A 12,911-nucleotide genomic window follows, 5' to 3' on the forward strand; every position below is an offset into this window, starting at 1 on the left:
CGTGGCAACCCCGCACATCCTGGTCCGCCCATACCCCTCGTATGTGGCGGACAGCAAAGACCCTTACCAGTTCCACTATCTCATCGAGATCGAGAACCTGGGGCCCGGCCCGGCGCAACTGCTGCGCCGGCGCTGGCTCATCACAGATGCCAATGGCAAGATGCTGGAGGTCGAAGGCCCCGGCGTGGTCGGCGAGCAGCCGGTCATCGCCCCCGGCGAGACCTTCCGCTATCAGAGCGGCGTGCCGCTGGCCACCCCGCTTGGCGTGATGGAAGGGAGTTATACCCTGCAAGACGAGTCGGGGCAGCAATTCGAGGTGCCCATCGCACCCTTTACGTTGGCCGTCCCCCACATTATCAACTGAGGTTTCATGGCGAACTGTTTTGTTGGCGATATCCAGGGCTGTTACGACGACTTGCGCCGTCTGCTGGATCTGGCCGAGTTCGATCCCGCTAACGACGTACTCTGGCTGTGCGGCGATCTGGTCGCCCGCGGCCCGGACTCCCTCAACACCCTGCGCTTCGTCAAAGGGCTGGGCAAGCGTGCCGTCACCGTGCTCGGCAACCACGATCTGCACCTGCTGGCGGTCGCCGACGGGGTAGCCCCGCTCAAGAAGAAAGACAGGCTGCAGGAGCTGATGGACGCCCCGGATCGGGACGAGCTGCTGGAGTGGCTGCGCCACCGCCCGCTGCTGGCGGAGCACCCCGACCTGCCCATCATGATGGTGCATGCCGGCATCTCCCCGGCGTGGGACGCCCGCACCGCCCGCAACTGTGCCCGCGAGGTGGAGAGCCTGCTGCGCGGTGATCAGTACCAGTGGCTGCTGCACAACATGTATGGCGATCAGCCTGATGGCTGGCAGGACGATCTGGTCGGGATCGAGCGCTACCGCTACATCATCAACACCTTCACCCGGATGCGCTTCTGCTATTTCGACGGCCGGCTCGACTTCAAATGCAAGAAGGGCCCCACCGAGTCGACCCCGGGCCTGCGCCCCTGGTTCGAGCAGCGCGAGCACCATGTGGACGACCCCATCCTGGTGTTCGGCCACTGGGCGGCCCTGATGGGCAACACCGGCAAGCAGGATATCAAGGCACTCGACACCGGCTGCGTCTGGGGCAACAGCCTCACCCTGTGGCGCTACGAAGATGATGCCCTGATCGCGACTCCCTGCCCTACCTACGCCAAGTAATGGTGAGGCGAGCGTCTGGACAATCAGAGCCTCACCCTGTGGCGCTATGAAGATGATGCCCTGATCGCGACCCCCTGCCCCACCTACGCCAAGTAATGGTGAGGGAGGCGTCTGGACAATCAGAGCCTCACCCTGTGGCGTTACGAAGATGACGCCCTGATCGCGCCCCCCTGCCCTACCTACGCCAAGTGACGATAAGCGGCTGAACCTGAGCAACCCTGTGGTGCCATGAAGATGATGCCCTGATCGCCACTCACAGTCCCTCCAGCGCCAAGTAGGCTGCAGACAATAAAACAAAACGGGCCCGGTATTGCCGGGCCCGTTTTTTATGGTGCACAGCTCATCCTAGAGCTTGCGTCCCAACCGCTTCTCGATCTGTTGTCGCTCCCACTCGGGGCCGAACAGCTTGAAGGGCTGGAACAGGTTGATGGCATGGGAGATCAGCCCCAGCCCCCAGCCCAGTGCCGGCCACCAGGCCCAGATATAGCCCGGGTTGCTCAGGTAGTTGATGACAAACAGCCCGCATATTACCAGCAGGTAGCTGGCGATGTGGTAATAGAAGCCCTTGAGCCCCTCCACATAGCGCATGGCGGCCTGCTCCTCTACCGATACCCGGATCTGATCCCGTTCCATCGTATCACTCCCTCTCATCTCATGCTCCTGTTGGCTTGTACCGTCAAGTTGCACCACCTCGAGCTCAAAGACGGCGGCCAACTGCTCCTGTGACCAGCCCCGCTGCAATCTCAACTTTCTGACGATCATCTCGAACTCCTTGTGGTTGATTGACGGGGCCAGCATAGGGGCCGGAGGGTGGCATGCGACACGACAGCAGCCTGACACCAACCTGACTTTCCTTGTGATTCAGTGCATTAGATAAAATAGAGAGGGCAGAAACCCCATCCTTCCTCCCCACAACGCCCCCCTCTCGATGACCTGACAGCAGGGCGACAGAGGCGCTTCTAGCAAGATAGCGCCCTGCTCTTCGGGGAGTCGAGCTTATAGCGCCTGCATCAGCTCGGCGGCAATTTCAAAGGAGCGCAGCCGCGCCTGATGATCGACGATGGGACCGTTGAACATCAGCTCGTCGGCCCGGGTTTCCGCCAGCAGCGCCTTGAGTCCGTGGCGTACCTGATCCGGATCCCCCACCAGAGAACGAGCAAGCGTCTGCTCCATCGCCACCAGCTCGCGCTCGGACCACTCCTCGCTCAGTTCGACGACGGGCGCCGGCAACTTGCCCGCGTTGCCGCGATGCAGGCGCAGGAACTGCTGCTGCAGGGTAGTGAACTGGAAGCGCGCCTCCCGCTCGCTGTCGGCGGCGATCATGTTGATGCAGACCACCGCATGGGGCTTGGGCCAGCGGGCGGAGGGGCGATACTGGGCGCGGTAAATTTCCAGCGCCTGCAGCAGCATGGCGGGGGCGAAGTGGGAGGCAAAGCCGAACGGCAGCCCCATGGCCGCCGCCAGCTGGGCGCTGTAGAGGCTGGAGCCCAGCAGCCAGATGGGCAGATGCAGTCCCTGGCCCGGCACCGCCTGCACCGCCCCCACCTCGTCGCCAAAGTAGTCCATCAGCTCGCGCACATCGGCCGGGAAGTCATCCACCTCGCCGCTGCGCTGGCGTCTGAGCGCCCGCATGGTGCGCTGATCGGTGCCCGGCGCGCGGCCAAGGCCGAGATCGATGCGATCCGGATAGAGTGACGCCAGGGTGCCGAACTGCTCGGCAATGACCAGCGGCGAGTGGTTCGGCAGCATGATGCCGCCCGCGCCGATACGCAGGGTATTGGTGCCGCCGGCCAGGTGGCCGATCAGCACAGAGGTGGCGGCACTGGCGATGCCCGGCATGTTGTGGTGCTCGGCCAGCCAGTAGCGGTTATAACCCCAGCGCTCTGCATGACGGGCCAGATCCAGCGAGCGGCGAAACGATTCGGCCGGCTGGGAGCCTTCGGCCACGGGCACCAGATCGAGCACGGAATAGGGGATGGCAGACATGGGTCACTCCATTGATTCACAGACCAGTAACAAGGGGGGCAATGTAGCACGGGATACCTGAATGAATCACCTGATCGGCCGGCAAAATCGACGGAGACGGGTTCCGGGAGCGCCATCAGGGGTAGTTTCTCTCTGTCACATCCCGATCTCTCTGAATGGGTTATTGTGTTTATTGTCATCCTGCAGGCACACTGCAGGTTGATCGTCTCTGCAATCGCCCGTGTGACAAGGATGTGTCCATGACAACTGCCAGGCCAGGTCGTAAACCCTTCTATGTGCATATCGCCACCCTCTTCATCCTGCTGTTTACCCTGCTCGGCAGCGCCCTCATCGCCTTGCAGTTCCAGCAAGGGGCCCGCCAAGGGCTGGAGCACGAGCGACAGAACTTTCTGCAGTATCGCCAGCAGCTGGCCCTCGCCCTGCAATTGAACGAACGGCCGGCCCGCATGTCGCTCAGCCTGCTGCGCAGTGGCCAGCTGGCCGCCATGACCACCCAGGCCGATCGCCTGGGCTACCTGCCGCAACTGGCGGAGGTGCTGGCCAACAGCCCCAGCTATGAGGCCGTCTATGCCGGCTACGAAGATGGCGACTTTTTTCTGGTGCGCAAGCTGACCGAGCGGGCCAGGACCCAGCTGGGTGGCGTACCGGCCGCCAGTACCCTGCTGGTGCAGAGCCTCAGCCAGGGCAAGGGGGAGTTTCTCTATTTCGATCAGCGGTTGACCCTGCTCGAACGTCGTCCCATGCCGAACTACCGCTACGATCCCCGCAGCCGCGACTGGTACAAGCAGGCGCGCTGGCGGGCGGGGATCGCCACCACCAGCCCCTACCTCTTCTTCACCACCAAGGAGCCCGGCATGACCCTGGCGGTGGAGAGTGACGACCGGCGCGCCGTGATCGGACTCGACACCAGCGTCGAGGGACTGTCGGCCCTGATCGGCAAGCTGCAGCTGCCCGCCCAGAGCCAGGTGATCCTGTTCGACGAGTACGCCACCCTGCTGGCCGCCGACCCCAGGCACCTGCCCAGCTTCGAGCAGCTGAGCCAGTTGCCCATGCTGGCGACCCTGCCCCATCCAGCCCTGGCGAGCCTGCAGCAACGGATCACCAGCCGACCAGATCTGCTGAGCGACCCCGCCGAACTCAACCTGACCGCCGCCGATGGCAGCGACTGGCTGATCAACCTCTCCCCTCTCGGGGCCGACTCCCCCATCCATATCGCCCTGCTGGTATCGGCCGACCTGCTCTATCAGCAAGCTCGGGACGCTGCCCTGGTCAACCTGGGCTGGGCACTGGTAGGTCTGCTGCTGTTGCTGCCGGTGATCTGGCTGGTCTCGCGACGTACCGCCACCCCGCTGCTGGCGCTCACCCAGGAGGCGGAGCGGATCCAGCACTTCGATTTTGGCGAGAGCCGGGTCCCCGAGTCTGCCATCCGCGAGATTGACGACCTGGCCCGTACCATGTCCGGCATGCGGCTGACCCTCGGCAATTTCATGAACATGGGGCGGGCACTGGCGGCCGAACACCGCTTCGACTCCCTGCTCAGCCGCATCCTGCACGAAACCATCGCCGCGGTGCAGGCCGAAGGGGGTTGCCTCTACCTGGCTCAGGAGCAGGGGATGGTGGCTGTACAGGCGCTATGGCGCAAAGCGCCGCTGCCGGCCGGGCAGATCCGCTGGCAACAGGCCCTGTTTGGCGAGCTGGTGCGGGGCGAGCGGCTCAGCCTCGCCATCGACCAGCAGGGCTGGCAGCAGCATCTGGCCGACTGGGGCCCCTTCCCCGGCCCCTGCCAGCTGGTGGCCGAGCCCCTGCGCAACCACCGCCAGGAGCTGATCGGCTGCCTGCTGCTGATCCTGCCAGACTGCCCTGCCCGCGAGCTGGCCTCGCGCATCAGTCTGATCGAGGCGCTGGCGGGCACCTCGGCCTCGGCCATCGAGAATCAGCGCCTGCTGGAGGAGCAGAAACAGCTGCTGGAATCCTTCATCGAGCTGATGGCCGGCGCGATCGACGCCAAGAGTCCTTATACCGGCGGCCACTGCCAGCGGGTGCCGGAGCTGACCCGGATGCTGACCAAAGCCGCCTGCGCCCAGCAGCAGGGACCGTTCGCCGAGTTTCGACTCAACGAGGAGGAGTGGGAGGCCATCCATATCGCCAGCTGGCTGCACGACTGCGGCAAGGTGACCACCCCCGAGTTCGTGGTGGACAAGGCCACCAAGCTGGAGACCCTTTACGATAGGATCCACGAGATCCGTACCCGCTTCGAGGTGCTCAAGCGCGACGGCTACATCGAGGCGCTGGCAGCCCGCCTGCCGGCGGCGGAGCGAGAGGCGGCCAGGGCGGCGGTGGCGCCGCTTTGGAGCACCCTGGACGAGGAGTTCGCCTTCGTTGCCGAGTGCAACCTGGGCGGCGAATGGATGGCGCCGGAGAAGCTGACCAGGCTGGATGCCATCGCCAGCCGCACCTGGCTGCGCACCCTGGACGATCGGCTCGGCATCAGCCGGGAGGAGCTCAAGCTGCGCCAGGGGGAGCCGGCCGCACCGCTGCCCTGCATCGAACCCCTGCTGGCGGACAAGGCCGCCCACCTCATCCCCCGCCCCGTCCACGACCAGCTGGACGAGCGCAACCCCTGGGGCTTCAAAGTGCGGGTGCCCACCCATCTCTACAACCGCGGCGAGCGCTACAACCTCGCCATCGGTCGCGGTACCCTCACCGAGGAGGAGCGCTACAAGATCAACGAGCACATCATCCAGACCATCCGCATGCTGGAGCGCCTCCCCTTCCCCCGCCATCTGCGCAGCGTGCCCGAGATTGCCGGCGGCCACCACGAGCGGATGGACGGCAAGGGCTACCCGCGCCAGCTGCTGGGCAGCCAGATGAGCATCCCCGCCCGCATCATGGCCATCGCCGACATCTTCGAGGCGCTGACCGCCAGCGATCGCCCCTACAAATCGGGCAAGACGGTCTCCCAGTCGCTGGCCATCATGCAGAGCATGGTGCGCGAGCAGCACATCGATCCCGCCCTGTTTGCCCTGTTTGTCAGCAGCGGCATCTGGCGCGACTACGCCGGGAGATTCCTCGCCCCCGAGCAGCTGGATCAGGTGGATGAAAGCGCCCTGCTGGCCGGGCTGGCCTAGGGCCGGGTCATATTTTCTTACATTTGCGGGCTGGCCTGAACGCCCCCGGCTGGTTATAACGGTGCCCCTATAGCGAAGGGGGAGCAATAGACTCCCCCTCACTCTTTGTCACACCACACTGTTCAGGTTATCTATGTCAAAACATCTCATCATGCTGGGCGCGCTGACGCTCTCTGGCTGCTCCCTGCTGGCGCCTCCCGCCCCCACCGTCACCCCGGTACACCTGGCCGATGCCAGCCAGCGCGGCTTCTACATCGAGTGCAGCAGCATGGCAGCCTGCTTCCAGCAGGCCAACCAGACCTGCCCGCAAGGCTACAAGGAGACGGACCGCCGTCAGCAGACCCTCTACAGCACCCAGTACACGGCGGGCAGCTATGACGACGAGAAAAAGGTCTACAAGGCAGGCAAACCCTATCGCATGGCCAACACTGTGCACTCCCTGACCATCCAGTGTCCGGTCGATATGGGCATCACGCCACGCTGATCCGCGCTTTGCAGCCGGCACGAGGCAGATGGCCCCGGCCGGCCGCTACCCACCCTTTTCTTGTTTCATCGAGCACCACTCTCTTATGTCACCCCGAATTTTCCTGCTGGGCAGCCTCTTGCTGTCCGGCTGCGCCCTGCTGCCGGCGCCCGCCACCGTCACCGAACTCGCCTCCGCCAATCCCGCACTGCAACGCTTCCAGATCGAGTGCGCCGCACTGGAAGAGTGCCAGCAGCAGGCGGCGCTGAGCTGCCCGCACGGCTATCAGGAAACCGATCGCCACCAGCGCACCTTCACCACCCATCAGATAAGCATGGGGATCGCCGACCCGGTGACGGGATTTCGCCCGAGTTTCCCCCAGAGCAGCACCTTCACCACCCATACCCTGCTGGTACAGTGCCTCCGCACACCGGCACTGCCCCACCCGTTGGGACAATAACGATAAAGGGCCCGCAGGCCCTTTTGTTCGTGTCACCGGCGCTCAGCGCATCGCCTCGGCGTGCTGGCGGGCCAGCTCGTCGCTCATCAGTTCCCGCATCCTGAATTTTTGCAGCTTGCCGGTTACCGTCATGGGGTACTCCTCCACGAAACGGATGTATCTGGGCACCTTGAAGTAGGCGATGCGATCCGACAGGAACTGCTTCAGCTCCTCCTCGCTGGCCTCCTGGCGGGGCCTGAGCTTGACCCAGGCACACACCTCCTCGCCATAGCGCTCGCTGTCGACCCCGAACACGGCTGCATCCTGCACCGCCGGATGATCATAGAGCCGCTCCTCGATCTCGCGCGGGTAGATGTTCTCGCCACCGCGAATGATCAGCTCCTTGCTGCGTCCGACGATCCGCACATAGCCCTCTTCATCCATGATGCCGATGTCCCCCGAGTGCAGCCACCCTTCCTCATCTATGGTATCCGCCGTCTTGACCGGATCCTGCCAGTACCCCTGCATCACTCCGTTGCTGCGACAGCAGATCTCGCCCCGCTCGCCGATGGCCACTATCTCTCCGCTGGGGTCGACCAGCTTGATCTCGGTGTGACCGATGGCGCGGCCGACCGTGGTGACCCGCTTCTCCAGCGGCGCATCGATGGCGGTCATGTGATTGATGGGGCTGCACTCGGTCTGGCCGTAGGCGATGGTCACCTCGGTCATGTGCATCAGGGTCTGCACCTTGCGCATCAAGGGCTCGGGGCAGATGGCACCGGCCATGATGCCGGTGCGCAGGGAGGAGAGATCGAACTGGTCAAACTCCGCCAGCTCCAGCTCGGCGATGAACATGGTCGGCACCCCGTGCAGGGCGGTGCAGCGCTCTTCGCTCACCATCCGCAGGGTGGCCGCCGGATCGAAGGCTTCGGCCGGAAACAGGGCACAGGCCCCCACACTGATGCAGACCAGATTGCCGAGCACCATGCCAAAACAGTGGTAGAGCGGCACCGGGATGCAGAGCCGATCCAGCTCGCTGAACGCCATGCCTTGCGCCACCTGGCGGCCGTTGTTGAGGATGTTGCTGTGACTGAGGGTAGCCCCCTTGGGGTTGCCCGTGGTGCCCGAAGTGAACTGGATGTTGATGGCGTCATCGGGTTTGAGAGTGGCGGCCACCCGGGCCAGCCAGGCCGGATCCTGCCGGTCGCCCAGTGCCAGCACCTCGGGGAAGTTGAGCATGCCGGCGCTTTGCTGCTCCCCGAGCCGGATCACCATCTCCAGGCTCGGCAGCCGGGATGATGTCAGGCGGCCTGGCGGACAGCTCGCCAGCTCGGGGGCCAGCTCCCCCAGCATGGCAAGGTAGTCGCAGCCCTTGAACGCGCTGGCGCAGATCAGGGCCCGACAGCCCACGTTGTTGATGGCAAAGGCGAGCTCGTAGCTGCGGTAGGCGGGGTTGATGCAGACCATGATGGCCCCGATGCGGGCCGTGGCGAATTGCACCAGACACCACTCGATGTTGTTGGGCGACCAGATGCCGACCCGATCCCCTGGCCGGATCCCGAGCGCCAGCAGGCCCAGCGCCAGCCGGTCTATCTGGGTCAGGTATTCCCGGTAGTTCCAGCGGATCTGCTGGTGGCGCACCACCACGGCGGGCCGCTCGGGGAAACGTTCCGCCACCTCTTGCAGGTAGGCGCCTATGGTCTGGTGAAGCAGCGGCTGATCGCAAGGACCGGCCCGGTAGCTGAGCAGTGAGGTCATGGGGTGACTCCTGGCCACATAGGTTGGAATTGCCTACTGCTCGGCTGGCGTGTTTTTTCAGCTTGTTACATTAATGTAAAATTAGGCCTCGTAAAAGACTCACTTTGGTCTAATAGCGACCATAAAAAAACGGCCAACCGAAGTTGACCGTTTACAGACGCGGGGCAGATCAGAACAGCAGGTGCGCCACCCCGGCGATGACCGGCAGGGTGATCAGGGTGCGCAGCAGGAAGATCACGAACAGCTCCCACAGCTTGACCGGGATCTTGCTGCCCAGCAGCAGGGCACCCACTTCCGACATGTAGATGAGCTGGGTGACCGACATGGCGGCGATCACGAAGCGGGTCATCTCGCTCTCGATGGTGGAGGCCAGCACCGCCGGGATGAACATGTCGGCGAAGCCCACCATGATGGTCTTGGAAGCGGCTTCCGCCTCCGGCAGTTGCAGCAGCTCCAGCAAGGGGACGAAGGGGGCTCCCAGCCAGTTGAAGATGGGGGTGTGCTCGGCCAGCATCAGGGCACAGGTACCCACCGCCATCACCACCGGCAGCACGCCAAACACCATGTCCAGGGCATTCTTCACCCCTTCCCGTGCCACGGCGCCGAGATCCGTCATGCTGTCGGCCTTGGTCAGAGCCCGCTCATAGCCATAGCTCAGCACGCTGTGCTGATGGGGGATCGCCTCCTGCTTGCGGCACAGGGGAGTACCGTCGCTGTAGACATCCTTCTTCCAGGAGAGCGGCGGCAGGCGCGGCACCACGATGGCGGCCACCACTCCTGCCAGGCAGACGGTCAGGTAGAAGGGCACGAACATGTGCTCCAGCTTCACCTGGGAGATCACCACCAGGCAGAAGGTGATGGAGACGGCAGAGAAGGTGGTGCCGATGACGGCGGCTTCCCGCTGGGTATAGAACTTGCCTTCGTACTGTTTGCTGGTGAGCAGGATGCCGACGCTGCCATCGCCAAGCCAGGAGGCGAAGCAGTCCACCGCGGAGCGGCCCGGCAGGCGGAACACCGGGCGCATGATGCGGGTCATCATGGTGCCGACGAACTCCAGCAGACCGAAATCGAGCAGCAGTGGCAGCAGCAGGCCGGCGAAGATGAAGACGGAAAACAGCACCGGCAGCAGATCGTGCAGCACCAGGCCACCGGTTGCCCCGGAACGCAGCACCTCGGGACCGGCCTCGAAGAAGGTCAGCAGCACGAAGATGCCGCCCAGTACCCGTACGCAGGCCCAGAAGGGGGAGACGTTGAACAGGCTGTTGAGGAAGGGACGCTTCACCAGGATCGCCGGCTTGAACAACCAGGCGATCAGGGTCATCAACATGGTGGTGGTGATGATGGCGCTGACCATGGCCACCAGATAGTCGGCAAACACCCTCTGTACCAGCTTTGCCAGTACGGCTACCGGGATGGTGACGTTGCCGTCATAGAGAACGGGGGTCATGAACAGCAGGATCCCGATGAGTGACGGGACCAGGAACATCAGCACGTTGCGACGGGTATTGAGCGCAGGTGCTTGCAGAGTCTTTTCCAGCATGGTTTACAGCCTTAATGTTACTTTTCCTTAGCCAGGCGAACCTGCATACCCATGCTCTCACCCGACAAAACGGGCGCAAGAATACTCCAAAAAAATGCACAAACAAGCTTTTAATGGATTATTTCAAGCATAAATATTTTTACAGGTAAACCTTCCATAAGAATGTACCCAAACAGATGCGCATATCAATTCATTACAAATGGTTAGCACATTGTTTCGTTAAGGTTACATTCAGGAGCGCAGTATAATCAGTTGCGGTTGGCAGGCAATAAGTGACATGAGAAATATATCTATATGGTGATCCAGTCGATCCCCATAAAAAAACCGGAGCCTGGCAAGGCTCCGGTTTTTCAGCGGCGGGTGGCGGCACTGCGCTCACCCGCAGGATGGGGGTCAGTCACGCACGTAGATGACTTCCACGCCATCATCGTCTTCGTCGTCCCAGTCATCGTCGTCCAGCGACTCGTCAAACGCCTTGGAGGCAGCCAGCGCATCCGCTTCGGCCTTGGCCAGCTGGTTCTTGTGGTAGTCGTCCCACTTGAACTCCACCTTCTCGATGGCTTCCTTGGCATCTTCCGCCAGCTGACGGGGCATGGTATCCAGCAGATCCAGGATGTCGTAGCAGACCTTCTTGGTCCCTTCCTTGCTGATGGCGGTGATGGCGTAAACCGGCCCTTCGTGGTTCAGGGCTGCCTTCACGCGCTCCATCACTTCACCTGCCTCTTCTTCCAGGATCAGGTCCATCTTGTTGAACACCAGCCAGCGCGGCTTGCTCGCGAGCTCGGGGCTGTACTTCTCCAGCTCGCGGACGATGGTCACGGCATTTTCGGCCGGATCGGAGCCATCCACCGGGCAGATATCCACCAGATGGATCAGCACGCGGCAGCGCTCGAGGTGTTTGAGGAAGCGAATACCGAGGCCGGCGCCTTCGGCAGCACCCTCGATCAGACCCGGAATGTCGGCAATGACGAAGGAGCGGGAGTTCTCGCCACGCACCACGCCCAGGTTTGGCACCAGGGTGGTGAAGGGGTAGTCGGCCACTTTCGGACGGGCCGCAGAGACGGCACGGATAAAGGTGGACTTGCCGGCGTTGGGCAGGCCCAGCATGCCGACGTCGGCCAGCAGCAGCAGCTCCAGCTTCAGGGTGCGCACTTCACCCGGGGTACCGTTGCTCTTCTGGCGCGGCGCACGGTTGACCGAGCTCTTGAAGCGGGTGTTGCCAAGACCGTGGAAACCGCCCTTGGCGACCAGCAGCTTCTGCTCGTGGTGGGTCAGATCCCCCAGCAGTTCGCCGGTGTCTTCATCGGTCGCACGGGTACCGACCGGCACGCGCAGGATCTTGTCCTTGCCGCGACGACCGGTACAGTTGGCGCTCTGGCCATTCTCGCCACGCTCGGCGGCGTGGAAACGCTCGAAACGGTAGTCGATCAGGGTGTTCAGGTTTTCATCGGCAACCAGATACACGTCGCCACCGTCACCGCCGTCACCGCCGTCCGGGCCACCGTTCGGAATGTACTTCTCCCGGCGAAAGCTCACACAACCGTTACCACCGTCACCGGCATCGACTCGAATCTGGACTTCATCAACAAACTTCATAGGTAACCGTCACCTTAATTCGAAAAACCGATACGCCATTATAGTGGTACAGACCCCTGCGGGCGATACGCATCTTGCCAGTCGCCCCTTCAGAGCCAGGGTCGGCTGCGTGCCGTTTTTTCGTCAACTACATCAGAAAAACAAAAGCCCCGCCTGTTGGCGGGGCTTCGGATCCTTGCGGTCCGTAATTACTCAGCAACGATGCTTACGTACTTACGGTTCAGCGGACCTTTGACTTCGAACTGCACCTTGCCGTTCGCGGTAGCGAACAGGGTGTGGTCCTTGCCCAGACCAACGTTCTCACCAGCGTGGAACTTGGTGCCGCGCTGACGAACGATGATGCTGCCAGCCAGAACTGTTTCGCCGCCGAAACGCTTCACGCCCAAGCGTTTAGCTTCTGAATCGCGGCCGTTGCGGGATGAACCGCCAGCTTTTTTGTGTGCCATCTATCGTACTCCTCTAATTAAGCGCTGATGCCAGTGATTTTGACTTCAGTGAACCACTGACGGTGGCCCGCTTGCTTACGGTGGTGCTTACGACGACGGAACTTGACGATAGTCACTTTCTCGCCACGGCCGTGAGCCACAACTTCAGCTACAACCTTGCCACCTTCAACGAAAGGAGCACCTACTTTAAAAGTGTCGCCTGCAGCAACCATCAGTACTTCGTTGAAGTCGATGGTAGCGCCAGTCTCAACGTTCAGCTTTTCCAGACGAACGATTTGACCTTCGGCCACACGGTGTTGTTTTCCGCCGCTTTGGAATACCGCGTACATTTGATTAACTCCGTAAAGGCGTGTCTTTTGCTCA

Annotated in this window: 12 protein-coding genes; 5 read left to right on the forward strand and 7 right to left on the reverse strand. The window is 62.5% G+C overall.

Annotated features, from left to right (window positions below; genetic code table 11):
* Position 1: 1 nt before the first annotated feature.
* Both apaG and CAK78_RS11840 read left to right on the forward strand, forming a co-directional pair.
* The gene (apaG, locus tag CAK78_RS11835) at positions 2-364 is read left to right on the forward strand and encodes a Co2+/Mg2+ efflux protein ApaG (protein WP_005304166.1); all 363 of its coding nucleotides are present in this window, start codon (positions 2-4) and stop codon (positions 362-364) included.
* Positions 365-370: 6 nt separating this feature from the next.
* On the forward strand, positions 371-1,192 hold the full coding sequence (locus tag CAK78_RS11840; RefSeq protein WP_094697400.1) for a symmetrical bis(5'-nucleosyl)-tetraphosphatase: 822 nt from the start codon (positions 371-373) through the stop codon (positions 1,190-1,192).
* A gap of 345 nt (positions 1,193-1,537) precedes the next feature.
* Here the strand turns inward: CAK78_RS11840 and CAK78_RS11845 are convergent, their stop codons facing one another.
* Together CAK78_RS11845 and CAK78_RS11850 are read right to left on the reverse strand one after the other, a co-directional pair.
* A complete protein-coding gene (locus CAK78_RS11845) occupies positions 1,538-1,954 on the reverse strand; it encodes a 2TM domain-containing protein (RefSeq protein ID WP_094697401.1) in 417 nt (138 codons plus the stop codon).
* Positions 1,955-2,188: 234 nt separating this feature from the next.
* Positions 2,189-3,178: a luciferase-like monooxygenase gene (locus CAK78_RS11850; protein WP_094697402.1), complete on the reverse strand. Its 990-nt coding sequence runs from the start codon at positions 3,176-3,178 to the stop codon at positions 2,189-2,191.
* A gap of 155 nt (positions 3,179-3,333) precedes the next feature.
* On the opposite strand from CAK78_RS11850, the gene CAK78_RS11855 reads away from it, so the two are divergent.
* From CAK78_RS11855 to CAK78_RS11865, 3 genes are all read left to right on the forward strand, one after another.
* A complete protein-coding gene (locus CAK78_RS11855; RefSeq protein ID WP_094697403.1) occupies positions 3,334-6,306 on the forward strand; it encodes an HD domain-containing phosphohydrolase in 2,973 nt (990 codons plus the stop codon).
* A 133-nt stretch (positions 6,307-6,439) separates the two neighbouring features.
* Positions 6,440-6,790 (forward strand): hypothetical protein, encoded by a 351-nt coding sequence (locus tag CAK78_RS11860; RefSeq protein ID WP_094697404.1) that lies wholly within the window; start codon positions 6,440-6,442, stop codon positions 6,788-6,790.
* Between the two features lie 85 nt (positions 6,791-6,875).
* Positions 6,876-7,229, forward strand: coding sequence for a hypothetical protein (locus tag CAK78_RS11865; RefSeq protein WP_094697405.1), 354 nt, complete (start codon positions 6,876-6,878; stop codon positions 7,227-7,229).
* 42 nt (positions 7,230-7,271) lie between these two features.
* On the opposite strand, the gene CAK78_RS11870 is transcribed toward CAK78_RS11865, so the two are convergent.
* The 5 genes from CAK78_RS11870 to rplU form a co-directional block, all read right to left on the reverse strand.
* On the reverse strand, positions 7,272-8,966 hold the full coding sequence (locus tag CAK78_RS11870; RefSeq protein ID WP_094697406.1) for an AMP-binding protein: 1,695 nt from the start codon (positions 8,964-8,966) through the stop codon (positions 7,272-7,274).
* A gap of 169 nt (positions 8,967-9,135) precedes the next feature.
* Entirely contained in the window at positions 9,136-10,506 is a 1,371-nt protein-coding gene (locus CAK78_RS11875; RefSeq protein ID WP_005304191.1) for a YjiH family protein, read from the reverse strand.
* 393 nt (positions 10,507-10,899) lie between these two features.
* A complete protein-coding gene (cgtA, locus tag CAK78_RS11880; RefSeq protein WP_094697407.1) occupies positions 10,900-12,102 on the reverse strand; it encodes an Obg family GTPase CgtA in 1,203 nt (400 codons plus the stop codon).
* 188 nt (positions 12,103-12,290) lie between these two features.
* Positions 12,291-12,548, reverse strand: a complete 258-nt coding sequence (gene rpmA / locus CAK78_RS11885; RefSeq protein ID WP_005304202.1) for a 50S ribosomal protein L27 — start codon at positions 12,546-12,548, stop codon at positions 12,291-12,293.
* A gap of 17 nt (positions 12,549-12,565) precedes the next feature.
* Positions 12,566-12,877 carry a 50S ribosomal protein L21 gene (rplU, locus tag CAK78_RS11890; protein WP_005304210.1) on the reverse strand — a complete coding sequence of 104 codons (312 nt, stop codon included), beginning with the start codon at positions 12,875-12,877 and terminating at the stop codon, positions 12,566-12,568.
* Between the last annotated feature and the right edge of the window lie 34 nt (positions 12,878-12,911).

Source organism: Aeromonas sp. A35_P (genome assembly GCF_002259925.1).
Classification (GTDB): domain Bacteria; phylum Pseudomonadota; class Gammaproteobacteria; order Enterobacterales; family Aeromonadaceae; genus Aeromonas; species Aeromonas dhakensis.